At 66.5% G+C, this 23051-nt stretch carries 26 protein-coding genes and 1 tRNA gene; 12 read left to right on the top strand and 15 right to left on the bottom strand.

Features of this window, described 5'->3' with window-relative positions; all coding sequences use genetic code 11:
* Window positions 1-8: 8 nt before the first annotated feature.
* The gene (locus AC07NY_RS17250; RefSeq protein ID WP_492283720.1) at window positions 9-2171 is read right to left on the bottom strand and encodes a GumC family protein; all 2163 of its coding nucleotides are present in this window, start codon (window positions 2169-2171) and stop codon (window positions 9-11) included.
* A 677-nt stretch (window positions 2172-2848) separates the two neighbouring features.
* On the opposite strand from AC07NY_RS17250, the gene AC07NY_RS17245 reads away from it, so the two are divergent.
* Together AC07NY_RS17245 and AC07NY_RS17240 are read left to right on the top strand one after the other, a co-directional pair.
* Window positions 2849-3409 (top strand): polysaccharide biosynthesis/export family protein, encoded by a 561-nt coding sequence (locus AC07NY_RS17245; protein WP_494584861.1) that lies wholly within the window; start codon window positions 2849-2851, stop codon window positions 3407-3409.
* 15 nt (window positions 3410-3424) lie between these two features.
* The gene (locus AC07NY_RS17240) at window positions 3425-4591 is read left to right on the top strand and encodes a glycosyltransferase (protein WP_494584860.1); all 1167 of its coding nucleotides are present in this window, start codon (window positions 3425-3427) and stop codon (window positions 4589-4591) included.
* A 164-nt stretch (window positions 4592-4755) separates the two neighbouring features.
* On the opposite strand, the gene AC07NY_RS17235 is transcribed toward AC07NY_RS17240, so the two are convergent.
* Both AC07NY_RS17235 and AC07NY_RS17230 read right to left on the bottom strand, forming a co-directional pair.
* Entirely contained in the window at window positions 4756-5091 is a 336-nt protein-coding gene (locus AC07NY_RS17235; protein ID WP_494584859.1) for an SMR family transporter, read from the bottom strand.
* Window positions 5088-5441, bottom strand: coding sequence for a DMT family transporter (locus AC07NY_RS17230; RefSeq protein ID WP_492283724.1), 354 nt, complete (start codon window positions 5439-5441; stop codon window positions 5088-5090). Before AC07NY_RS17230 ends, AC07NY_RS17235 begins: the two co-directional genes overlap by 4 nt.
* Before the next feature lie 521 nt (window positions 5442-5962).
* Between AC07NY_RS17230 and AC07NY_RS17225 the strand changes: the two genes are divergently transcribed.
* Genes AC07NY_RS17225 through AC07NY_RS17215 form a run of 3 tightly spaced genes read left to right on the top strand, consistent with a single transcriptional unit; the run spans window position 5963 to window position 9914 of the window.
* The gene (locus tag AC07NY_RS17225) at window positions 5963-7516 is read left to right on the top strand and encodes an undecaprenyl-phosphate glucose phosphotransferase (protein WP_492283725.1); all 1554 of its coding nucleotides are present in this window, start codon (window positions 5963-5965) and stop codon (window positions 7514-7516) included.
* On the top strand, window positions 7513-8757 hold the full coding sequence (locus tag AC07NY_RS17220) for an O-antigen ligase family protein (protein WP_494584858.1): 1245 nt from the start codon (window positions 7513-7515) through the stop codon (window positions 8755-8757). Before AC07NY_RS17225 ends, AC07NY_RS17220 begins: the two co-directional genes overlap by 4 nt.
* Window positions 8754-9914 carry an acyltransferase family protein gene (locus AC07NY_RS17215; protein WP_494584857.1) on the top strand — a complete coding sequence of 387 codons (1161 nt, stop codon included), beginning with the start codon at window positions 8754-8756 and terminating at the stop codon, window positions 9912-9914. The genes AC07NY_RS17220 and AC07NY_RS17215 overlap by 4 nt, the downstream gene beginning before the upstream one ends.
* Before the next feature lie 53 nt (window positions 9915-9967).
* On the opposite strand, the gene AC07NY_RS17210 is transcribed toward AC07NY_RS17215, so the two are convergent.
* The 3 genes from AC07NY_RS17210 to AC07NY_RS17200 form a co-directional block, all read right to left on the bottom strand.
* A complete protein-coding gene (locus AC07NY_RS17210; protein ID WP_494584856.1) occupies window positions 9968-10786 on the bottom strand; it encodes a class I SAM-dependent methyltransferase in 819 nt (272 codons plus the stop codon).
* Between the two features lie 299 nt (window positions 10787-11085).
* Window positions 11086-11442, bottom strand: a complete 357-nt coding sequence (locus tag AC07NY_RS17205) for a hypothetical protein (protein ID WP_494584855.1) — start codon at window positions 11440-11442, stop codon at window positions 11086-11088.
* A gap of 251 nt (window positions 11443-11693) precedes the next feature.
* Window positions 11694-11771: transfer RNA gene (locus AC07NY_RS17200), tRNA-Pro, on the bottom strand.
* A gap of 197 nt (window positions 11772-11968) precedes the next feature.
* Between AC07NY_RS17200 and AC07NY_RS17195 the strand changes: the two genes are divergently transcribed.
* Together AC07NY_RS17195 and AC07NY_RS17190 are read left to right on the top strand one after the other, a co-directional pair.
* Window positions 11969-12160, top strand: a complete 192-nt coding sequence (locus AC07NY_RS17195; protein WP_494584854.1) for a hypothetical protein — start codon at window positions 11969-11971, stop codon at window positions 12158-12160.
* A gap of 96 nt (window positions 12161-12256) precedes the next feature.
* Entirely contained in the window at window positions 12257-12505 is a 249-nt protein-coding gene (locus AC07NY_RS17190) for a hypothetical protein (RefSeq protein ID WP_494584853.1), read from the top strand.
* A 299-nt stretch (window positions 12506-12804) separates the two neighbouring features.
* Here AC07NY_RS17190 and AC07NY_RS17185 read toward each other — a convergent pair whose 3' ends face one another.
* A complete protein-coding gene (locus tag AC07NY_RS17185) occupies window positions 12805-13440 on the bottom strand; it encodes an alpha/beta hydrolase (protein WP_494584852.1) in 636 nt (211 codons plus the stop codon).
* A gap of 106 nt (window positions 13441-13546) precedes the next feature.
* A complete protein-coding gene (locus tag AC07NY_RS17180) occupies window positions 13547-14479 on the bottom strand; it encodes a ring-cleaving dioxygenase (RefSeq protein ID WP_492283733.1) in 933 nt (310 codons plus the stop codon).
* Between the two features lie 203 nt (window positions 14480-14682).
* On the opposite strand from AC07NY_RS17180, the gene AC07NY_RS17175 reads away from it, so the two are divergent.
* From AC07NY_RS17175 to AC07NY_RS17160, 4 genes are all read left to right on the top strand, one after another.
* Window positions 14683-15108 (top strand): DoxX family protein, encoded by a 426-nt coding sequence (locus AC07NY_RS17175; protein ID WP_494584851.1) that lies wholly within the window; start codon window positions 14683-14685, stop codon window positions 15106-15108.
* Window positions 15109-15155: 47 nt separating this feature from the next.
* Window positions 15156-16121, top strand: coding sequence for a LysR family transcriptional regulator (locus AC07NY_RS17170; RefSeq protein WP_494584850.1), 966 nt, complete (start codon window positions 15156-15158; stop codon window positions 16119-16121).
* A gap of 159 nt (window positions 16122-16280) precedes the next feature.
* Window positions 16281-17318, top strand: a complete 1038-nt coding sequence (locus tag AC07NY_RS17165; protein WP_494584849.1) for a peptidoglycan-binding domain-containing protein — start codon at window positions 16281-16283, stop codon at window positions 17316-17318.
* A 98-nt stretch (window positions 17319-17416) separates the two neighbouring features.
* On the top strand, window positions 17417-17587 hold the full coding sequence (locus tag AC07NY_RS17160) for a hypothetical protein (RefSeq protein WP_492283737.1): 171 nt from the start codon (window positions 17417-17419) through the stop codon (window positions 17585-17587).
* A gap of 10 nt (window positions 17588-17597) precedes the next feature.
* Here AC07NY_RS17160 and sugE read toward each other — a convergent pair whose 3' ends face one another.
* The 7 genes from sugE to AC07NY_RS17125 form a co-directional block, all read right to left on the bottom strand.
* Complete coding sequence (sugE, locus tag AC07NY_RS17155; RefSeq protein ID WP_306225595.1) at window positions 17598-17915, bottom strand: quaternary ammonium compound efflux SMR transporter SugE; 318 nt, start codon at window positions 17913-17915, stop codon at window positions 17598-17600.
* Window positions 17916-18066: 151 nt separating this feature from the next.
* Window positions 18067-18606, bottom strand: a complete 540-nt coding sequence (locus AC07NY_RS17150; RefSeq protein WP_494584848.1) for a MerR family transcriptional regulator — start codon at window positions 18604-18606, stop codon at window positions 18067-18069.
* The gene (locus AC07NY_RS17145; protein WP_047573001.1) at window positions 18603-18917 is read right to left on the bottom strand and encodes an integration host factor subunit alpha; all 315 of its coding nucleotides are present in this window, start codon (window positions 18915-18917) and stop codon (window positions 18603-18605) included. The genes AC07NY_RS17150 and AC07NY_RS17145 overlap by 4 nt, the downstream gene beginning before the upstream one ends.
* Window positions 18918-19107: 190 nt before the next feature.
* Window positions 19108-20085 (bottom strand): beta-ketoacyl-ACP synthase III, encoded by a 978-nt coding sequence (locus tag AC07NY_RS17140; protein WP_494584847.1) that lies wholly within the window; start codon window positions 20083-20085, stop codon window positions 19108-19110.
* Between the two features lie 13 nt (window positions 20086-20098).
* Complete coding sequence (gene plsX / locus AC07NY_RS17135; RefSeq protein ID WP_492283741.1) at window positions 20099-21157, bottom strand: phosphate acyltransferase PlsX; 1059 nt, start codon at window positions 21155-21157, stop codon at window positions 20099-20101.
* A 114-nt stretch (window positions 21158-21271) separates the two neighbouring features.
* Window positions 21272-21829, bottom strand: coding sequence for a YceD family protein (locus AC07NY_RS17130; protein WP_494584846.1), 558 nt, complete (start codon window positions 21827-21829; stop codon window positions 21272-21274).
* Entirely contained in the window at window positions 21819-22364 is a 546-nt protein-coding gene (locus AC07NY_RS17125; protein WP_492283743.1) for a ubiquinol-cytochrome C chaperone family protein, read from the bottom strand. The genes AC07NY_RS17130 and AC07NY_RS17125 overlap by 11 nt, the downstream gene beginning before the upstream one ends.
* A gap of 138 nt (window positions 22365-22502) precedes the next feature.
* On the opposite strand from AC07NY_RS17125, the gene AC07NY_RS17120 reads away from it, so the two are divergent.
* Window positions 22503-22997, top strand: a complete 495-nt coding sequence (locus tag AC07NY_RS17120; RefSeq protein ID WP_492283744.1) for an outer membrane protein assembly factor BamE — start codon at window positions 22503-22505, stop codon at window positions 22995-22997.
* The last annotated feature ends 54 nt before the right edge of the window (window positions 22998-23051 follow it).

Here is a 23051-nt window from a genome sequence, read left to right as displayed (position 1 = left end):
GCGCCGGATCAGGCCTCGACCGGCACCTCCGAGCGCGAGACCGGAGGCATCGGCGCACCGCCCTCGCCGTCGAGGATCAGCGTCACCGGCGCCTCGGTCAGCTCGCTCAGGCGATAGGCGGTCTCCAGCGCATGGCCGTTGCCCACCTGCCCGCTCATGACGAGCCCAGCCTGCGCGCGGCGGGCAATCGGCTTCAGCACCGCGCCGTCATCGTTCGAGGCGGCAGCGACCAGCACCCAGTCATAGGTCTCGCAGAGCGCATCGAGCGCGACATCGACGAGATCGGGTGCGGCGAGAACCGCCTCACGGCCGGCACGGCCGGAGCCGATGCGATGCAGCCGCGAGCCCGGCGCCCGCATGATGATGTCGGAGAACAGGGCCTCGCCCGCGAGCAGCTCAGAGAAACCGGCCTCGCCGCCGTCAGGATCGGACGACAGGTCGATGAGCACGCAGCGGCAGCGCTGAGCCAGCAATTCGGCGAGGTCGCGGGGCCGCGCGGCGTCGTCTCCGGCGCCGTCGAGGACGAGCGCGAGGGGCGCCATGCCGCGCGCAGGCTCACGTGTCCGCTCGGCGATCTCGGCCAGCGTCAATTCGGGCCGATCGAGGTCGAGCCGGGTCTGACCGAGCTTTCCGGCATGGGTCAGCAGGCCGGCGACGCGTTCATGGCGCGGCGCGGCGGGAACCGGACCGGCCGATCCGGCCTCGTCCTCGGGCGAGCCGGCGGAAACCCAGCGCGGGCCCCGCGCGGCGCCCGGCAGGGGCCGGCCCTGGCCGTTGAGCAATTCACGCGTCACGATCGTCGCCAGCGCGATCAGGAAGGTCGCGAGCGTCGCGACCAGCACGACCGGTACCTTCTTCGGGAAGGAGGGCTCGGTTGGCTCGACGGCCCGCGAGATGATGCGCGCATCGGCCGGCGTGGCATTCATGGTGTCGCGCGCGACCGCCTCGCGGTAGCGCTGCATGTACTGCTCCAGCTGCTCGCGCATCGTGCGGGCCTCGCGCTCAAGGGCGCGCAGCTGCACTTCGCTGTCGTTGGCGCTGGAGACATTCTTCTTCTGCCCGTCGAGCGCGGCCTGGAAGCTTTCGACGCGCTGGCCGGCGATCTTGGCCTCATTCTCCAGCGTGCGCACGGTGCGCTCGGCGGCGGCACGGAGCTGACCCTCAAGGTCGAGCAGCTGGGCGTTCAGCTCCTTGATCCGGGGATGCTCCGGCAGGAGGCTGCGCGATTCCGCTGCGATCTGGGCACGCAGGTTGACGCGCTGCTCGATCAGCCGGCGGACGAGGTCGTTATTGGCGACATCAGGGATTTCGAAGGTGCGGCCCTGTTTGATGGCGTCGCGGATCAATCCCGCCTTGGCCTGCGACTCGGCCTGCTGACTGCGGGCACTGGAGAGCTGTGCCGACAGGTCGGTGAGCTGCTGGGAGGTGATCGTGGTGTTGTTCGGGCCGGCGAAGAGCCCGTTCTTCGAGCGATAATCTTCGACCTTGGCCTCGGCCTCGGCAACGCGCTTGCGCAGGGGCTCGATCGTGGTCGAGAGCCAGTTCGAGGCGCTGCGGGCGTTATCCTGCTTCGCCTGCTCCTGGAATTCCAGATAGGTCTCGGCGATGGTGTTCGCGGCCCGGGCGGCGAGCGCGGGATCGCGCGAGGTGAACTCGATGGAGACGATGCGCGAGCGACCAACCGGATAGACCAGCAGCCGGTCGTAATACTTCTCGAGAACGCGCTCTTCCGGTGACCGATCGGCTGGATGACCACCGAGCCCGATCATGACCGCGAGCTTGCGCACGGCGCCAAGCGCGCCGACGCCCGAGTCGAACTCGGCATTGCCGACCAGGCCGATCCGCTTCACTGCCTCGCGCGCCAGGTCGCGGGACATGATGATCTGGACCTGGCTCTGCACGGCCTCAGCGTCAATCTGACTGCTGTCGCCGGCCGTCTGGCCCGGCAGCGCGAAGAAGCCGCCGCGGCTCTCCAGCAGCAGCCGCGCCTCGCCTGTATAGCGCGGCGTGACAACATTCACCGCAACGAAGGAGAGACCCAACGCCACGAGCGTCGGCCCGATGATCCAGAGCTTGCGGCGCTTGATCGCCGCCCAGAGGGCGGAGAGATCGAGCATGTCGCCTCGGCCTTCGCCGGCGCCGCGCGCATCAATCCCAGCTTGAGCGGTCATGGGCCCACCTATCGACGCAAAACTGTCGCCCCTAGGGAGGGACGCGGGCGACATTGAACACTCGGTAAGGTTAGTGCCGAGTAAATGCCGACCCGAGGGCAGCAGGAATTGCGGCTGCCCGCCCTTTACGTCACGCGCGAAGATCAGCCGACGAGACCGATCGGACGAATCGCGACCGCCTGACGTCCGACATGACGATGCCAGCCCAACGTCTCGCACCGCGCGGCGCAACCGAAGCGCCGCGGGGCGATTTTCCGGACGAACCGATCGCATTCGTAAACGATTTTCCGCCCCTCCCCGCCTTTGCCGCCAATGCCTTGAGCGCGTGAGCGCTGTGGCACGGCAAGGATGGTTAACGAGTCGTTGCACCCTCACGAAGCCGCAGCTTCATCCGCCCTTCAGCGAGACGAACGAGATTCGATTCGTCCGGTCAAACGTGTCGCCATGACCGGGCCGCTGCCGACTGCTGCTACCCCCACAGCCTAGCAGTCGGCAGCGTACCTCCTTCCGGCTGGCCGGAGTCGGCCACCGAGTAAAAGCGACTGCGGCGGCCAATCCGCAGCACAGGCCGAGGCCGCCTGCCCTATCGGCAAGATACCCGCGACGGGCCCGCAGGAAGCCTTTGTTAACCATATCCGACCTAAGGATCAGGCGAGTTCTGCACGGGTAAGCCAGTGATGAGTCGACGCCTCGCCTCTCTCGCCTTGGCCGCCGCCATGACGGCGGGCGCCTGCGCGCCCCGCTATCCGGCGTCGGACTATGCGCTCGCCGAGCCGGCCGGCCCCTACAGGCTCGCCAGCGGCGACCGGCTGCGCGTCATCGTCTTCGGGCAGGACAATCTCTCGAACATCTATGCTGTCGACGGGGCCGGGCGCATCGCCATGCCATTGATCGGCTCGGTCGAGGCGCAGGGGCGCACGACGCAGCAGCTCGCCCAGGCGATCGAGGCCAAGCTGCGCGGCGGCTATCTGCGCGAGCCCAAGGTCTCGGTCGAGGTCGATACCTACCGGCCCTTCTTCGTGCTCGGCGAAGTCAGCAATTCCGGCCAGTTCCCCTTTGTGAACGGCATGACCGTGCAGACAGCCGTCGCCATCGCCGGCGGCTTCACGCCGCGCGGCCTGCGCTCCTCGGCCGAGGTGACGCGCCAGATCGAAGGGCAGACCGTGACCGCGACCGTGCCGATCACCTACCCGGTGCAGCCCGGCGATACGATCGTCATCAAGGAACGCTGGTTCTGAGATCGCGCTGAGCTCATGACGGATCGTCTCGCCTCGCGCCCCCTGAAAATCCTGCATGTCTTCCGCGCGCCGCTCGGCGGGCTGTTCCGACACGTTCTCGACGTGGCCCGGGGCCAGGTCGAACGCGGACATGATGTTGGAATCTTCTGCGATTCAAGCACCGGAGGCGCGCGGGCCGACGACGTCTTTCGCGAGCTCGGCAGTCAGCTGACGCTGGGCATCACGCGCGTGCCGATGTCGCGCTATCCGAGCGTGACCGACCTCAAGGCGCAATTCTCCGAAATTGCACTGCGGCGACGCCTCGCGCCGGATGTCGTGCATTGCCACGGCTCAAAAGGCGGGGTCTATGGCCGCATCCCGGCCCTGTTCTCGCCCGGCCGACGCTATGTCACCGGCTACACACCCCATGGCGGCAGCTTCAACTACAAGCCCGGCAGCACGGAGCACAAGGTCTATATGACCGTCGAGCGCCTGCTCGAAGGCGCCACCGACATGTTCCTGTTCGAGAGCCGCTTCATCGCCGGCCGCTTCGAGGCCCATATCGGCCACAAGCCGCGCACGGATCATCGCATCGTGCTCAACGGCGTCTCCGATGCGGAATTCGAGCCGATAGACCATGGCGCGGCGGAATTCGACCTGCTCTATCTGGGGGAGTTGCGCTCGGCCAAGGGCGTCGACACGCTGATCGACGCGCTGGCGCTGCTGCGCCGCCGGGACAAGCTGACCCCGCGCATCCTGATCGTCGGCTCCGGGCCGGACGAAGACGAGTTGAAGCGGATGACGCGCGAGCGCGGCATTGCCGACCAATGCGTATTCGAGCCGCCCGCCCCGATCCGCAAGGCCCTGGCCCGCGCCCGGGCCATGGTGATCCCGTCGCGGGCGGAATCCCTGCCCTATGTCATCCTGGAAGCGGCCGCGGCCGCGCAGCCGCTGATCTCGACCGATGTCGGCGGGATCGGCGAGATCTACGGCCCCGGGCATCGCCAGCGCCTGATCCCGGCCAACGACCCGACGATCCTGGCCGGGGCGATCAAGGCGATGATCGAGACCCCGGAGGCCGAGCGCCTCGCCCAGGCGGCCGACCTCGCCAGCCATGTCCGACAGAATTTCCGCCTGGACGACATGGTCGACGGCGTCATTGCCGGCTATCGCGACGCGCTGAAGGCACGTGGTACCGCCTGAGCCGACCTCCTTGTCATTCCGGGGCGCGCCGCAGGCGCGAACCCGGAACCCACGACCAGGTGAGCGTTTGGGATCATCCGGTTGAAAGGTTTCACCCAGTCGTGGGTTCCGGGTTCTTCGCTGCGCGAAGCCCCGGAATGACAATTGGGTGGCGCCGACCAACCTCAGACCATCTTGAGCGCGACGACGCCGCAGACCACCAGCAGAATGCCGAGCCAGCCCACCGGCCTGATGCGCTGGCCGAAGACCAGCGCGCCGATGATGGCCGTGATCACCAGGCCCGCCCCGCCCCAGACGGCATAGGCGACCGAAAGGTCCATGCCCTCGATGGCCTTCGCGAGCGCCGCAAAGGCGCCCATGACGAGGACGATGCCGCCTGCCCCCATCGCGCGACGGGTCATGCCGTCCGAGAGCTTGAGCAGGTAGGTGCCGCCGATTTCGAGCGCGACGGCGAGCAGGAGCCAGAGGAACGGCGCAGCCTGCATAAGGGAGGTGCTCACACGAGCCTCCCGTGATCCTCGCTACGTTCGTGCCCCACTCCGTTCTCGATCAGCAGGATGCCTGCGAGGATTGCGGCAAGGCCGGCCGCACGCGCGGCGGTCAGGTGTTCACCGAAGAGCACATGGCCGATCAGCGCGATGCCGACGATGCCGAGACCTTCCCAGACGGCATAGGCGACCGCCATCGGGATGACGCGCAGCGCGACGCTGAGCAGGACGAAAGACAGACCGATCAGGAGCAGCGGCAAGGTGCCGACGAGCCATGAGGTGGAGACAGCCGACTTCAGCGCGGCCGTCGCGACGATCTCGACGGCGATGGCCGCGAGCAGAACCAACCAATGAAAAGACATGTTGCACACGGGCGAAGCCGGCGCTGAACGTCACGGGTGCGACGCAGGGACAGCCAAGCAATCGTTAGAGTTTAAAATCGACAGATCTGAAAAGAAGACTGGGCCGGAGATTTTCTCCAGCAGCCGGCACCATAGGCAAAACACCTGTTCGGGCGCGGCGCTCTTTAACGAGCAATATGTGCTTCTCAGACACTCATCGAAAACCAATATGCCTACGCGACACGGAACTGTCAACTCGCGATCACTTGCAATAACAATCACTTGCGGGAAATGACAACTTTTTCGCCGGCTTCGAACCTGCGCCAAATCACTGGCCGGCCAAGACAAAATCCACTTTTTCGCCATCGCGTTTCGACATCATGCCAAAGGCGCCCCGGAGAGGCCGCCGGACCGCCCCCGAGGTTTACGAATCCCCGAAAACAGCGAGCGGTCGGGTTAAATGTTCCGTGAGCAATTTCGGGTAGAGCCGAACCGGGATCGCTGCACCCCGGCGCGGCGCTCCGAGTTGAGGGTGTAGGGTCATGGGGACTTTCGACGTCCGCGATATGATGAAGGCGGATGCGGCCGCCTCGGCCTCGCCGGCGATGTTCGGCGGAGCCGACAAGAGCCAGACGCGGCGCTTCCATCCACTGGCCGAGCGCATCGCGGCGATCCCGGTCAAGCCCACGCTCTCCCCGGTGATGATCGAAGGCGCCGCCCGGCTGCTCGACCTCATCGCCGTGCTCGCGACGGGCGGATTGATCTACTGGCTCTATGCCGCCGGCAAGGTCGAATACACGCTGCCCTATCAGGTGACCGTCGGCGCGCTGGCGTTCGGCTCGCTCGCCCTGTTCCAGGCGCTGCAGCTCTACCCGATCGGTGCGCTGCGCCATGTCATCGGCAGCGCCGTCAGGCTGGTTACCGGCTGGACCATGCTGTTCCTGTTCGCGCTCGCGGCCTTCTTCTTCCTCAAGATCGGCGACCAGGTCTCGCGCGTCTGGCTGGTCGGCTTCTATTTCGCCGGTGCCGGCGCCCTGATCACCGGGCGCGTAGTGATGATGGCGGGCGTGCGCCATCTCACCCGCACCGGCCGGCTGGAGCGGCGCACGGCCATCGTCGGCGGCGGCGAGGCAGGCGAGGCCCTGATCCGCGCGCTGGAGAGCCAGAAGGATACCGGCTTGCGCATCTGCGGCGTCTTCGACGACCGCAATGACGAGCGCTCACCCGATCTCGTCGCGGGCTATCCCAAGCTCGGCACGATCGACGACCTCGTCGAGTTCGCGCGTCGCACCAAGCTCGACCTCGTCATCTTCACCCTGCCGATCTCGGCAGAGGCACGGCTTCTGACGATGCTGCGCAAGCTCTGGGTGCTGCCGATCGACATCCGCCTCTCCGCTCATATGTCGAAGCTGCGCCTGCGGCCGCGCTCCTATTCCTATTTCGGCGCCGTCCCGGTGCTCGACGTCTTCGACCGGCCGATCGCCGACTGGGACATCGTCGTAAAATGGGCCTTCGACAAGGTCGTCGGCACGCTCGCGCTGATCGCGCTTTCACCCGTGATGCTGGCGACCGCGATCGCCATCAAGCTCGACACCAAGGGCCCGGTCTTCTTCCGTCAGAAGCGCTACGGCTTCAACAACGAGACCGTCGACGTCTTCAAGTTCCGCTCGCTGCGCAACGACATGGCCGACCCTACCGCGGCCAAGCAGGTCACCAAGGACGATCCACGCGTGACGCGCGTCGGTCGCTTCATCCGCAAGACCTCGATCGACGAACTGCCGCAGCTGATCAACGTCGTGTTCAAGGGCGATCTCTCGCTGGTCGGCCCGCGGCCGCATGCGATCCACGCCACGGCCTCCAACCGCGCCTATGAGCAGGTGGTGGACGGCTATTTCGCGCGCCACAAGGTCAAGCCCGGCATCACCGGCTGGGCCCAGATCAACGGTTGGCGCGGCGAGACCGACACGGACGAGAAGATCCAGCGCCGCGTCGAGCACGATCTCTACTATATCGAGAACTGGTCGGTGCTGCTCGACCTCTACATCCTCGCCAAGACGCCGTTCTCGCTGCTGACCAAGAACGAGAACGCCTATTGAGCACGCTGGCGCAACATCCGCCGCGCGGCGAGCGGCCGGCGCGCCTCACCGTCTCCTATGCGGCGATCAAGCGTGGGACGCTGTGGCTGCTCGGCGCCTCCAGCGGGCTCGCATTGATCGAGCCCTCGCCCTATGAGGTCGTCTTCCTGCTGGCGCTGTTCGTCTTCGCGCTGACGGGCATCCGGTTCTCGCAGAAGCTCCTGCCGCTGGCCGTGCTGCTGCTCGGCTACAATATCGGTGGCATCTTCTCGCTCATCCCCTGGATGGGCGATGGCGACGCGGTGCGCTTCACCGCCGTCTCGGTCTATCTGATGATCACGGCGGTCTTCATCGCCGGTATCATGTCGCAGGACGCGGCCGGGCGGCTGGAAACCTTGCGCCGCGGCTACCTCTTTGCCGCGTGGGTCGCGGGCTTTGCGGCGCTGCTCGGCTATTTCGATGTCGCCGGGCTCGGCTCGACCTTCACGCTCTACGGGCGCGCGTCGGGCACGTTCAAGGACCCCAACGTGCTCGGCCCCTATCTCGCGCTGCCGATCGTCTATGTGCTGCAACGCATCCTGACCGGGCAGGTCGGCATGCTGCGCGGCCTCATCACACTCAGCGTCCCGCTCGCCGCGCTGTTCTTCACCTTCTCCCGCGGCGCCTGGGGCGTGCTCGTCGTGTCGGCCGCCTTGATGGTCGTTCTCACCTTCCTGACCGCGCCCGATGCCGCCCGCCGGGCCCGCATCGTCACGATGTCGCTGGCCGCGCTCGTTGCCATGGTCGCGGCGTTGCTCGTCGCGCTGTCCTTCGAGGACATCCGCAGCGTCTTCGACGCGCGCGCCAGCCTCAACCAGGATTACGACCAGGGCGTCACCGGCCGCTTCGGCAACCAGCTGCGCGCCATTCCGATGCTGCTCGATGCGCCCAATGGCTTCGGGCCGCTGCAATTCCGCTGGATCTTCAACCAGGCCGACCCGCATAACGTCTATATCAACGCCTTCGCCTCCTATGGCTGGCTCGGCGGGCTGTCATGGGCCAGCCTGATGGTGGCGACCTGCTATGTCGGCTGGCGGGTGGTGTTCCGGCCGGGGCCGACACAGCTGCATGCCATCGCGATCTGGTCCGTGCTCTTCGTCACTATCCTGCAGGGCTTCCAGATCGACAGCGACCACTGGCGGCATCTCTACATGCTGCTTGGCCTGATCTGGGGCCTTGCCGCGCTGAGGCCGGGCGACGGCGGCAGCGAGGAACGCGCATGACGGCGGCCGCCCCCTCTACCGGCGCAGCTGCGCCGGCCGGACAGATCGAGAACATCCAGGCCCTGCGCGCTATCGCCGCGCTGCTGGTCGTCTTCGGCCATGCCGCTCATGAGACGGAGGCCATCGGCCCGCGCGTCGGCCTGCCCGCCATCGACCCGAACTTCATGCACTGGGGCATCGGCGTCGACATCTTCTTCGTGATTTCCGGCTTCATCATGGTCCATACCTCGGCCGACCTGTTCGGCCGGCCGGGCGCCTGGCGGGTCTTCCTCACCCGGCGCATCGCCAGGATCGTGCCGCTCTACTGGCTCCTGACCAGCGTCCTGCTGATCGGCGGCCTGATCGCGCCCCGGCTGCTGAACGTGCCGCTCGGCGACTGGCAGCATATTCTCGCCTCCTACCTCTTCATCCCCAGCCTGCGCGGCGGCGACGAGATCAGGCCGGTGATGGCGCTGGGCTGGACGCTGAACCTGGAGATGTTCTTCTACGTGCTGTTCGCCGCTGCGATGCTCCTGCCCCTGCGGCGCGGCATGATCGCGCTCGCGCTTGTCATCTCCGGCCTCGCGCTGGCCGGCGCGCTCCTGCAACCGGCCCAGGTGCAGCTCGCGTTCTGGACGCAGCAGATCATCCTCGAATTCCTGTTCGGCTGCCTGCTGGCGCTGCTTCATCGGCAGGGCGTCAGGCTGGCCGGCCCGGGCGCGGTGCTCCTCGTGGCGCTCGGCTTCGCCGGCATGTTCAAGTTCCACGGCCTGGATGCCGAAGGAGCGATCCCCCCGGCGCTGCGCTGGGGCCTGCCCGCCGCCCTGATCGTCGGCGGCGCGGCGCTCTATCGTGGAGCCCCACCGCGGCTGGCCCTGCTGCTCGGCGGGCTCGGCAATGCATCCTACAGCCTTTACCTCTTCCACCCCTTCGCCTTGCGGCCGCTCCGGGAAGTCTGGGTCAAGCTGGTGGGCGGGGCGCTGCCGCTGGAACTCTATATCGTCGTCGCGATGACGGTTGCGGCGCTGGCATCCGCCCTGCTCTATCGCTGGGTCGAACGCCCGATGGGGCGCTGGTTCCGGCTTCCCTCGTCCTTGAGCAACTCGCGCCGAACGCGCGCGGCAAACGACGGATCAAGCTGGAGCGAAGGCCGGGAAGCCCGCCGCATCGCCAGCTAGACAATCCGGGTCGCGCGCATGGCCGAGCAGGCCTGCGCCGCGGCGACTTCAGCTCAGCCCCTGCCCTTGCGGACCACGACATAGGCGTGGGTGGTCACGAAGTTCCATCCGACCCGCGCCGCGAGAGCATTGAAGACGTGGTCGACCTGCTTGAGCCCCGGCATCCGGTCGAAATAGCCGTGTCCCCAGAAGCGCTGAATATGGATGTCGGCAAAGCCGGCCTCCTTCAGCATCGGCTCGAGCAAGGCCGGATCGCCGCGACACCAATCGTAGAGCGCGGGGAACTTCGGATCACCGCCACCATCGCGGCGCGCCGGGAACAGGGCATGCACGATGGCTCGCGAGGCCTTCTCCGGCAGAACGTGGTTCAGCGCGAAGACGGGAGCCCACAAGGTCGGGAAAAACGCCAAGGCCACGCCACCGGGCGCGAGCAACTCGTGGATGTTGCGCCAGGCGCGCTCGACCCCGTCGACATGCTCGAAGACCATGCGCGACACCATCATGTCGTAGCCGCCGCGCCGGACATCGGGCTCGGAGAGGTCGCCGGCGATGTCGAAGCGCGCGGTCTTCAGTCCGCGTCCCGTCAGGGCGAGCTCACCGGCATCGATATCGTTGACGATGAGGTCGATGCCGTTGCGGGCGGCCTGCTCCTGCGTGAACAGCGGATCGCGGCCGCCCCCGATCTCGCAGACGCTGCGCAGGCCGAACTGATGGGCGAGCCCGAGAATGGTCGCCTCGTAGCGGTCCCAGGCCCATTGCGAGTGCCAGTCGGGCTCGATCTCACCGAAGAATGCCGCAAGCGAGCCAGCCGGCTGCGCGACCGCGCGACGCTGCGGCCCAGTGCTCGTGATCGCCAGACTTGCCATGGACATGATCGCTTCCGCCTCTGCACGCCTCCCCCGTCCACGGCGACATTGAGCGCACGGCCGAGCAGCCGCAACGACAAGCTTAAGCAAGGGTTAATGACGGGAGCTACCTTGTCGGCACCGAAAGCGCTCGCCTGAAGCAACCGCCGAGCGGATCGAAACCTGTGCTAAGACAGCAGCAACCGATGGTGCCGAAGGCAAATTCAGCGGGAACACGAGATACACTCCAGGGGCCGCGAGCGGACGGCCTCTGGATATCGTAGCCGAGTTGCATAAAACGACGGCCGCTCAACCCGTTATTGAAATCACCACCGCCGGGCACACGGGACGCCGCCACAGCCAAATATCGACGGATGAGGGTCAAGCCGCGGCCCACCACCGTAGCGCGGACCATAACCTTGGCCGTAGCCGCCGCGACCATAGCCATAGCCTCCGTCGCCACGACCGTAGCCATAGCCGCCGCGGCCATAGTGCCGCTGACGGGCCATGTTTTCCTGAATGATCATCAGGCGCTCGCGCTTCGCTTCGGACATCGAGAATTCAATTGGCGCGTTGTCGAGGCGCTTGGAAACGTCCTGCGGCAAGGCTTCGCCGGCCTGAGCCGAAGCCATGATTGCGGCCAAACCAGCCCCGAGCAGCACTGAGGTCACATACCGACGCATGACGATCTCCTTTTGCTCCAGCGATTGAAGCAGATACCTGGATAACGCCGCCTGAACGAAATTGTTCTCTGACGTTCATCTTCCGGATGGAATCGCGGTCGCCAATTCCCCTTTTCAGCGCAGGGTCTTCCTCGCGACGCGGAACAGATCTCAAGCAGATGAGTCGCAGATCGTGCCGCAATGGTCGCAGAAATTCGCGGCCCGCCCTCATTCGGCGAACCGGCATTTCTCAACGATTTCCGGCAGTTAAATGGTCGGAGCGAGAGGATTCGAACCTCCGACCCCTTGTCCCCCAGACAAGTGCGCTAACCGGGCTGCGCTACGCTCCGACGGCTCGGCTTATAGTGGCGAGGCCGCGCAGATGCAATGCGCTTCGACACGATCTTGCACAACCCGTCGAAACGACGCGGGCGCCTCGCATCCGCAGGTCAAGTTGCCGCCCGAAGCAGGCGCCTCCCCCAAATGGGGGGTGCGCGAGCGGCCGGGTTCAGGAGATGATCGTCATGCGGCGTCAGGTAGTTCGATCATGAAACATAAGCAGCAGATGTCGCTTATCGCGCGACGAGCCCAGATTCGACGCGCGGCCGCCAGCCGCAAGGACCAGCTCGCGCTCGAGCCGGCCAGCAGGCCCGTTCTGCGTCTGGTCATCACGACCGGCCACGACACCGAACGGGATCAGCTGCGTGAGCGTCGCGAGCAAGTCTCCGCCGTCGATTGAGCGCCCGCTTTCGATCCTGAACCACACGTTCAGCCGACAGTCATCTCCGATGGCCCTTGATGTCGTCGCGGCATGCAAGTTGCCGTGGCGTCAACGATGAGCACGGACGGTATCGCGTTGAGACAAGACGGGTTCCATTGTGAGGATTGCGGCTCGCCGGGCGTTTCGATTCCGCACGCACTGAGCGATGCGAGCGTCGTCTCCTGCGCCAATTGCGGGTTGAGCCTCGGCTCCTGGGCCGACTATCGCCGCCGGATCGACCAGGTCCTGTTGGCCGAGCAAGCCTGCAAGGCTCGCCGCGTCATCGTCGCGGACCCGGTCGGCTGCGTGCTGGCCGACGCGTAGCAGCGCCTTTCGGCACCGTTCGCGCGGTTGCCCATCGCATCGATCTCGACAGGTACAGTTGTCCACCTTTTAGCGTCCCCCGCAGACTTGCCAGACGCATCGTCTCGTTGCACGATCCCCTGACGTAGCGTCGATTGGGAGGTCGAGGATGCGTGCGGTGTCGCGTTCGGTGGATATTCCTGTTTCGAGCCAGCGCGCCGTTCTGCTGCGCATGCTCGTGCTTCTGGCCATCACGATGGCCATTTTGATGCCCCTGATCGACTAGGAACGGCCGCGCCGCCAGAAGCGGCATCGCGGAACTATGCCCACGATGCGTTGCGTGCCAGCCAATCGCTGAGCAAGCCGATATCCGCCTGCCCGAGGCCGTGGCCGGCCGGCAGCACGCGGTGCTCGACGGCCGCGCCGTTTTCCGAGAGCCGCCAGGCGAGCGTCTCGGCATTGCTCTTCGGCACGATCGGATCGAGCGCGCCCGACAGGATCAGCACGGGTTTGCCCGCGAGATCGGCGGGGGACGCCTCCGCGAAGGGTACCATCGCACGCAGCAGCGCCGCGCCGGCGAGGATCTCCGGCCGCTGCTGCAGGAGAGCCGCCGCGATATTGGCGCCGTTGGAGAAGCCGAGCGCGATCGGCGCCGGCAGGCCGTAGCGCTCCTGCGCCCACAGCACGAACTCCGCCAGCTCGTCGGTGCGCCGCTTGAGATCGGCCTCGTCGAAGACGCCCTCGGCGAGGCGGCGGAAAAAGCGCGGCGCCGAACCTTCCAGGACCTTGCCGCGCGGCGAGAGCAGGCTCGCTCCCAGCGCGACGGTGCGGCCGAGCGAGAGGAGGTCACGCTCGTCGCCGCCGGTTCCGTGCAGGAGCAGCAGCGGCCGGCGCGCCGGATCACGGCCGGGCTCGAAGACATGGATGAAATCGGTATCGACGGTCGTGGCGGTCATGGTCGTCTCCCTTCATCAAGCGGAATCGCCCTGCCCCTTGCGATAAGCAGGCAGGGCGTCGTGGTGTCGCTCCGCCGCCCGCCTGGGTGGCGGGCGGCGGGTTTCGTCAGCCGAGAGCGGGCAGGACCGCCTCGATCTCCTTGCGATGCGCCTCGTACTGGGGCGGCAGCTTCAGAGAACGGCCGAGCTCGGCCGCCGGCTCGTCGACCGCGAAGCCGGGGATATCGGTCGCGATCTCGAACAGGACATGGCCGGGCTCCCGGAAATAGACCGAGCGGAAATAGTTCCGGTCGCGCTGTTCCGTGGGGCTGATGCCATGGTTCTGAACGAGGCGGCGCACCATCTCCTCCTGCGCGGCGTCATCGGCCGCCCGGAAGGCGATATGGTGGACCGAGCCGGCGCCCTGCCGGGCCGGCAGGAAGCCACCGGCGACGCGCAGGTCGATCACCCCGCCGATCGCCGTGCCCTTAACGGCGTAGCGGATCAGCGTGTCCTCGCGGCCGATCTCCGTGAAGCCGAAGACGTCGCTGAGGATGGCACCGGTCGGCGCAGCGTCGGCCAGCAGCAGGCTGACGCTGTGGAAGCCGCGCAGCGCATGCTCGGCGGGGATGCCGCCCTCGGCCCAGGCCGGCTCCTTCTCGACACCCGGCAGGCCGACGAGGGCGAGCCTCATGCCGTCCGGATCGCGGAAGCTCAGCACGGTCTCGCCGAAGCGCTTGACCGGCACCTCATGCGGCACGCCCTGCTCGACGAAGCGATGCGCCCAGAAGCCGATCGAGCCTTCGGGAACCCGGAAGACCGTCTCCTGGGTCTCACCGATGCCGAGGCGACCGGGAGCCGCATGCTCCCACGGGAAGAAGGTCAGGATCGAACCGGGCGCGGCATCCACATCGCCGAAATAGAGGTGATAGGTGCCGGGATCGTCGAAATTGACCGTCTTCTTGACGAGGCGCAGGCCGAGCACGCGGCTGTAGAAGTCGAGATTGCGGCGCGCCGGGCCGGAGATGGCGGTGACGTGGTGAAGGCCGTTGATCTGCATGGTTGGGGTCCTCCGTTGTCCTGATCACGATGAGCGGACATCCGCTCCGTTGGCCGGAAGATCGGCATGAAGGCGGCCGAAAGCCAGAGGCATTTCATTGCATCCATGCAATTTCACTATCGCCAATCTACAATTTGATTTGCGGACAAGGCTGCCCGATCTTTTGGTCCGAGACCAACCGGTCCCGTTTCAGGAGACTTCCCATGATCGACAATCGCCTCGCCCCTTATGGCGCCCTCGGCCTGCGCGTCGCGCTCGGCCTGATGTTCATCGCCCATGCCTATCTCAAGCTCGTCATCTTCACGCCCGCCGGCTTCACCGGCTTCCTTGGACAGGTCGGCCTGCCCGGCTTCCTCGCCTGGCCGATCATGCTGGCCGAGCTCATCGGCGGCATCGCCATCCTCATCGGCTTCCATGGCCGCCTCGTCTCGGCGGCGCTGCTGCCGGTCCTGCTGGGCGCTCTTGCCATCCACGCCCCGAACGGCTGGGTCTTCAATGCGCCGAACGGCGGCTGGGAGTATCCCGCCTTCCTGGCCTTGACCGCGCTGGCGCATGTGCTGATCGGCGACGGCGCGCTCGCCGTCACCGGCTCGCGCTCTTCGACCTCTGCCAAGCCGGCCCTGGCGTGACGCGAACCCGCCTTGAAGGGGCTCGCGCCTTGGCCGAGAGTGAGCGGATGAATCAAGCCGCAAAGCCCCTGGCCTGGGACGATTTCCGCCTGATCAAGGCGATCGCCGACAAACGGGCGCTGCCGGCAGCCGCGGCAGCGCTCGGCGTCAACCACTCGACGGTGTTCCGCCGCCTCGGCCAGATCGAGGAGGCGCTCGGCACCCGCCTGTTCGAGCGCCATCGCAGCGGCTATGTCGCGACGCCGGCTGGCGAGGAGATGATCCAGCTCGCCGCCCGCGTCGACGACGACATCACCGCCTTCGCCCGCAAGCTCGCCGGACAGGAAATCAAGCCGGCCGGCGAATTGCGCGTCGCCACCAACGACTCCCTGCTGGTCGACCTGCTGACCCCGCTCTTCGCCCGCTTCCTCGGGCAGTGCCCGGATATCCGGCTCGATATCCTGATCGGCAACCAGGCCGCCAATCTCTCCAAGCGCGACGCCGATGTGGCGATCCGCGCCACCGATAATCCGCCGGAGACGCTGATCGGCCGCAAGCCGGCCCGGATCGCCTGGGCGCTCTATGGCCGCGCCGCCGACTTTCCCGATGCGGAACCGCCCAGCCGCGAAAGCCTGTGGGAGCGCAGCTGGGTCTCGCTCGGCGACCAGTTCACCATGCTCAGCGCCGTTCGCTATCTCGCCCGCCATGTCGCGCCGGAACGCGTCGTCTACCGGCTCAACACCGTTCTCGGCCTGGCAGAGGCCGTCGAGGCCGGGATCGGCGTCGGCTTCCTGCCCTGCTTCATCGGCGACACGCGCCCCGCCCTGCGTCGTCTGGGGGAGCCCGAGCCCGATCTTGCCGCCGATCTCTGGCTGCTGACCCATCCGGACATGCGGCACACGCCCCGCGTCAGGCTCTTCCTCGATTTCCTCGCGGTCGAGCTCGGGCGGCTGAAGCCGCTGGTCGAAGGCGGGCTGCCGATCGGTCGGAGCGCGACACCGGACAGCGCCGCGGCGGACGCAGCCGCATCCTGAGCGCCTCTTCGCCCTACCCTCCGTCATGTGGATGACGAGCATACGGCTCCGGCAGTGCTAGCTCTGCATGGAGGCGGCAGCCTGGAGCAGGCGCCGCCGTAATCGCGGCGCTACGGTCGCCCCCGCGACCGTCAGGGCTGGCCGCGACGGAGGCTGAACATGTCCGGGCCCGCCAGGAAATCCGTCTCGAAGGGGTCGCGCTGCAACAATACGGCGGCGATCCAGAACGCCATCAACTTCATGAATGGCGGCAAGAACAATCTGAAGGTCGACGGCATCTTCGGCGACAACACCGAAAGCGCGGTCAAGACTTTCCAGCGCGCCTGCGGCCTGTTCGACGACGGCAGCGTCGGCAATCTGACGGGCAGCCGCCTGTTCGAGGTCGTCAAGGTCACGCAGGTCCTGACGCTGGACCTGCCGGCGAATGCCTTCGCCTTCACCGGCAAGGCCTTGCCGCTGCCGCCGCTGCTCGACACCGCCGGCAAGTTGCTGACGCGGCGCAACGACATCCAGAGCTGGACCTCCCTGCCCCGCCTCGAGAAGACCGGGCTCGACATCCCAAAGTTGGAGCTGCGCCATATCGGCTTGAAGACAGCGACGATGATGGCTCATGGCGTGGTCCCCAAGGCGCTGAAGACGCCATTGGCCTTGCTGGACCAGCTGAAGCTCGACGGGACGATGCCGCAATCGATCCAGGTCATCGGCACCACCAAGGACCTGCGCAAGCTCACGCTCACCTACAGCATCAACAAGATCGTCCAGCCGCGCGCGCCCAAGTTCTTCAGCCCCTATTTCAAGATGGAAGGCGATATCGACTTCGACCAGCAGAACCTGAAGCTGACCGGGACCTGGAAGACCAAGGTGGAGATCGCCACGCCGACGCTCGTCATCGCGGACTGGCTGGAAGCAGGGATCAACGCCAATCTCTGGGCCAGCGCCAATGGCGCGGTCGGCATGGGCGGCGCGGCCGGCGAAGTCTCCGCGGGAGCGAATGTGGAGGGCAAGGCCGTCATCCACGTCCTCAAGACCGAGACGCCGATCGGCCCGTTCAAGCGCGCCCAGATCGACCTCTTCGGCGGCTTCAATCTCGGGCTCTCCGCCCATGCGTCGATCAGCCAGGACGGGGCGACGTTCAACATCATCCCGCCCAAGCTTGGGCCGACGCTCGGCGTCAATCTGGTCCTGGCGACATTCTAAGGCCCGGCCCGCCAGCGGGTTTCGCACCGCGCGGGTCGCGCTTCGAAAGGTCGAGGCGGCGATTGCAGCCCGGCCGCCGCGCAGGCTACGATCGCCGCATGGAGATCGTCATACCCCTGATCGTCGGCCTCAGCCTGATCTGGCTCGTCGGTCGCGGCGTGCCCTGGAACGCGAAGCTCATGACCCTCGTGGTCACGCTCGCGATCATCGTCCTGATCGTGCTGGTGGAGCGCGGCGGCTACTGGCCGGAGTCCTGGCGGCGCAGCTGAGCTTTGGCCCTCAGGCCGAGACCAGCTTGAGCCCGACGATGCCGGCAACGATCAGGCCGATGCAGGCCAGCCGCAACGCGCCCGCCGGCTCGCCCAGCAGGGCGATGCCGAGGATCGCCGTGCCGATCGTGCCGATGCCGGTCCAGACCGCATAGGCCGTGCCGACCGGCAGCGACTTCAGGGCAAGCCCGAGCAGGCCCAGGCTGACGATCATGCTGGCGCCAGTGAACAGCGTCGGGACGAGTCGGGTGAAGCCGTTGGTGTATTTCAGGCCGATGGCCCAGCCGACCTCGAACAGGCCCGCGACGAACAGATAGAGCCAGGCCATGCCGGCACTCCTTGAGAGACAGGGCACGGCCATCCGCGCCGGAGACAGGACGTGTCGTCCTGGGCTCTGAAGCTAGGGTCGGGAGCGGATCGATCAACCGGCGTCGCGCCTGCATCGGCGCAAACGCCACAGGCGCGGCCGCAAGTCCGGATCAGGCCGCGTCAGGCGCCGGCTGCAAGGCCTGCTCGAGGATGCGCCGGCACTCGCCGAGCTCCTTCATGACCGCCGTCAGGATGGAGACGTCGTCGAGCCCTTCCGGAACGGGCTGCCGGTAAGGCGCCGTCCGCTCCGGCGAGGCCTCGGCCATGTCACCCGGCACGGCGGCCGGGCCGCCTGGCGCGGCAGCCGGCGCGCCGCCGCCCATGGCGCCGATCGGCGCGCCGCGTCCGATCGCCTGGACATGGCGTGGCCCCTGTTCCTTCAGGATGCGCTGGAGGCCCTTGATCGTATAGCCTTCGCCATAGAGCAGGCGCCGGATGCCCTTGAGCAGGGCAACGTCGTCAGGCCGGTAGTAGCGGCGTCCGCCGCCACGTTTCAGCGGCTTGATCTGGTTGAAGCGGGTTTCCCAGAAACGCAGCACGTGCTGGGGTATGTCGAGGTCTTCTGCGACCTCGCTGATTGTCCGGAAGGCATCTGGGCTCTTGGTGTCCAATTCGGCCTCGGTATCGCCGGCGTGGAACTCCAGGCTCACTCAGTCTCACCCTCACCCGTCTGCCCGTTGATGCGGGCCTTCATCACGTTAGAGGGTTTGAACACCATCACGCGACGCGGCTCGATCGGCACCTCAACGCCAGTTTTCGGATTACGCCCGATTCGCTCGCCTTTGTCTCGCACGACGAAAGAACCGAACGAAGAAAGCTTCACATTCTCGCCACGCGCGACCGCGTCGCAGATCTCGTCGAGCACCGCTTCGACGAGCTTCGACGACTCCGTCCGCGACAAGCCGATCTTCTGGTAGACAGCCTCGCACAGGTCCGCGCGAGTGACCGTTTGCCCCGCCATTCATATCCTCCAAGGCGTATTGCGGGCAGCGGCTCAAAACAGCCGGCCCTTCGCCATTACGGACGGCGGACGCTAGGCGCCCCCGTCGCGCGGGTCAATCCTCAAGCGGGGTCAATATGCCCGCGAAGGCCGGATTCGACCCGAAATAGCGACGATTTATGACAATTTTCGCGAAATCCCTACCGCAACGTCACCAGCGGATCAGAGCCGACCCCCAGGTGAAGCCGCCGCCCATCGCCTCGATCAGCACAAGCTGGCCGCGCTTGATGCGGCCATCGGCATGAGCCTCGGCCAGAGCGAGCGGTATCGAGGCAGCCGAAGTGTTGCCGTGACGGTCGACCGTGACGACGACATTGTCGTGGCTGATGCCCAGCTTGTCGGCCGTCGCGTCGATGATGCGGCGATTGGCCTGGTGGGGCACGAACCAGTCGATATCGGCGCCCGTGAGCCCGGTCTGCTCGAAGGTGTGGCGCACCGTCTCGGCGAGATTGGTGACGGCGTGGCGGAAGACCTCCTTGCCCTCCATGCGCAGGAAGCCGACCGTCTTGGTCGAGCCGGCGCCGCCGTCGACATAGAGCTTGTCCTTGTAGCGGCCATCCGAGCGGATATGGGTGGTGAGGATGCCGCGATCGGCCAGCGTCCCCTCGCCCGGCGCCGCCTTCAGCACGACGGCGCCTGCGCCATCGCCGAACAGCACGCAGGTGGCGCGGTCCTCCCAGTCGAGGATACGCGAGAAGGTCTCGGCACCGATCACCAGGGCAGCGCGAGCGCCGCCCGTGGTCAGGAACTTGTCGGCCGTCGCCAGAGCGAAGACGAAGCCGGAGCAGACCGCCTGTACGTCGAAGGCCGCGCCGCCGGTGATACCGAGCGCCGCCTGGATCTGCGTCGCGGTCGCGGGAAAGGTGTGGTCCGGCGTCGCGGTCGCGACGATGATCAGGTCGATCTCGCCGGGGTCGATGCCGGCGTCAGCGATCGCCGCCTGCGCTGCTTTCAAACCGACCACAGAGGTCGGCTCGTCATCGGCCGCGACGTGACGCTGGCGGATGCCGGTGCGCTGGACGATCCACTCGTCGCTGGTGTCGACACGCGCAGCCAACTCGGCATTGGTGACAATGCGCGCGGGCAGATAGGAGCCGCAGCCGACGACTTGAGAGCGCAGGATGGACAAAAGAGGTTGTTCCTTACTCGGTCTCGGCGGGCTGCGCGGCCGTCAATTCCGGGCGCGTGCTCGCGGCGACCATTTCGCGGACCTTCGCCATCAGGTCCTCGCGTGCCATTTCATAGCCCAATTCGGCGGCGCTGGCGAAGCCGATCACATCCGTGCCGCCATGGCTTTTGACGACGATGCCCTCCAGGCCGAGAAAGACGCCCCCGTTCGACTTGCGCGGATCGAGCTTGTCCTTCAGCGCCGTGAAGGCGCCGCGGGCGAAAAGATAGCCGATTTTCGACATCAGCGAACGGCCCATCGCGGCGCGCAGATATTCGGCGATCTGCTTGGCGGTGCCTTCGGCGGTCTTGAGCGCGATATTGCCGGTGAAGCCCTCGGTGACGACGACGTCGACCGTGCCCTTGCCGAGATCGTCCCCCTCGACGAAGCCATGATAGGCAAGATGCGGTAGGTTGCTCTCGCGCAGGATGCGCCCGGCTTCCTTGACCGCCTCGACGCCCTTGATCTCCTCGACGCCGACATTGAGCAGGCCGACGGTCGGACGGTCGAGATCGAGCACGACGCGGGCCATGGCCGCGCCCATCACCGCGAGATCGACGAGATGGCGGGCATCCGCGCCGATGGTGGCGCCGAGATCGAGCACGATGCTCTCGCCGCGCGCCGTCGGCCACAGGCCGGCGAGCGCCGGCCGGTCGACCTGCGGCATCGACTTCAGGCAGAATTTCGACATCGCCATCAGCGCGCCGGTATTGCCGGCGGAGACGGTGACGTCCGCCTCCCCGGTCTTGGTCGCATCGATCGCGCGCCACATCGAGGACTTGTAGCGGCCATAGCGCAGAGCCTGGCTCGGCTTGTCGTCCATCTTCACCGAGACCTCGGTGTGATGGAATGTCGTCACCGCCTTGAGCTTCGGGTGCTGGTCGATCAGCGGCAGCACCTGCTTCTCGTCGCCGAAGATCACGAAGCGGCAGTCCGGGCGGCGCTCAAGCATCAGGGCGGCGCCGGGGATGACGACGGAAGGGCCGTGATCCCCGCCCATCGCATCGAGCGCGATTGTAACCGGTCTTGTCATGGAATTCTGGCGTGTCCCGGAAATGGCCGACCTTCGATCCGGGACGGCTCAGTGCCGGCCGGACAATAGCGACTTGGGCCAATGCCGCAAGCAGCGCAAGGGCCGGAGAGCGCTTCAGTCACCGCGTTTCAACTTTGCAAGCGCCGCGAAAGGCGATTCCGTGCCAGTGTCACCCGCAGATGACTCGAAACTGGCGCCGGGCTTGCGCGGATAGGGATCGAGCGCCAGCGCCAGGAATTCCAGCGTGATGGAGCCCAGATCGATCACACCCTCGACGATCGGCTCGGGCGGGTCCGCTTCGTTCAGCAGCACCTCGATATCGATCTCGGCATCGTCCCGCTCGTTGCGCCGGGCGAAGGCCGCGACCTCTTCCTCAGGGGCGAAATCGAGCTGCACGGGCACGTCGAGCTGTACCGGGAACGGATCGAGCGTCACGATGCAGGCCTGGTGCAGCCGGGCGGCGATGCGGCCGTCGAGTTTCACCCGCTCGCCATTGCGCGAGAGCGTATAGCGCGCCTCCAGCGACTCGATGGAGACCAAGCCGAGTTGCGCGGCGATCGCGGGCAGTTGCTCAGCCTCGGCCCGGACCACGACCTCGCTGCCGCGCGGGCGGATTACCTCGACGCGGATGGGATGCCTGAGCGGCAAAGCCGGCGGGTGATCAGGCGTCATGAGCGACCTCCGGGGTCAAGAAGGCCGGGAAAAGATCGTCCCGGTTCAAGATGCCGTCGAGATCGGCCGTGGCCAGCCTCTCCTGGGCGGCACGCATATAGGCAGCGAGCGCAGGCGCCGCTTCCGGCGCACAGGCATTGCGTCCCAGTGCCTCGACCAACGCCTCCGGGCTGGGGTCCGCAAGCGCCGCCTCATAGGCCTGCACGCGACCATAAAACATCTGGCCGATCTTCTTCATCTTCTTGGGCACGGCGATGTCGCTGATGCCGCCATTGCGGAAGCCGAGCTCGAGATAGGCAAAGCAGGCATCGACGAAGTCCTGCGCGAGATCGGCAGCCGGGGGCGGCAACTCACGCAGGCGGCGCAGCACCAGGAAAACATGCAGGGTCAGCGATTCGAAGCGGCCTTCGAAGCTGTCGGGAATCCCGCCATCGATATAGAGGGCGGGCAGACGCGAAGCCTCTGCGACCCGCGCGAACAACGCGTCCACAGGAGAGCGCCGATTGGCGCGCTTGCCGAACAACCCGAAAATCACTTGTTTACTCCCGCCCGCTCTTGCCCGGGGCGTCCTCGCCTTGCCAAAGCCATCCTCGGGCGTTACGCCAACCCTTACCCTTTTGACAAGCGGCTTGGGATCGTCCCGCGCCGTGCTCGCCTTTCGGATCGTGCCCGCATGACCCAGATCACCCGCCGCACGGCTCTGCTCGGAGCCCTCGCGACCACCTCCCTTGCGCTCGCCGGCTGCGGCCCCGATGCCGGCGGCTTCATGCTGCCGACCTCGTCAGGCATCAACGAGGTGTTCAAGCGCGGCTTCGTGATGGACGACGCGCTGATCGCGCAGGTCAAGGTCGGCATGGACGTGCAGGCGGTGCTGACGACGCTCGGCACGCCCTCGACGACCTCCACGGTCGGCAACCGCACCTTCTACTATATCAGCCAGACGATGCGCCGCCGGTTCCAGTTCCAGGATCCGCAGACCATCGACCAGCAGGTGCTGGTGATCTATTTCAACAAGGGCTTCAAGGTCGAGCGCATCGCCCACTACGGCCTGCAGGACGGCGTGATCTTCGACTTCATCAGCCGCACCACCCCGACGGGCGGCGAGGAGCAGAGCTTCCTGCGCAACCTGTTCAAGGGCGTCACCAAGTTCAACCCGCTCGGCGCATAAGCGGGGGCGCCATCGCCCAATCAGAAAAGCCCGCGGCACCGGCCGCGGGCTTTT

The organism is Allobosea sp. GW821-FHT09G06 (assembly GCF_059416005.1).
This window is presented reverse-complemented; position numbering and strand designations above follow the sequence as displayed.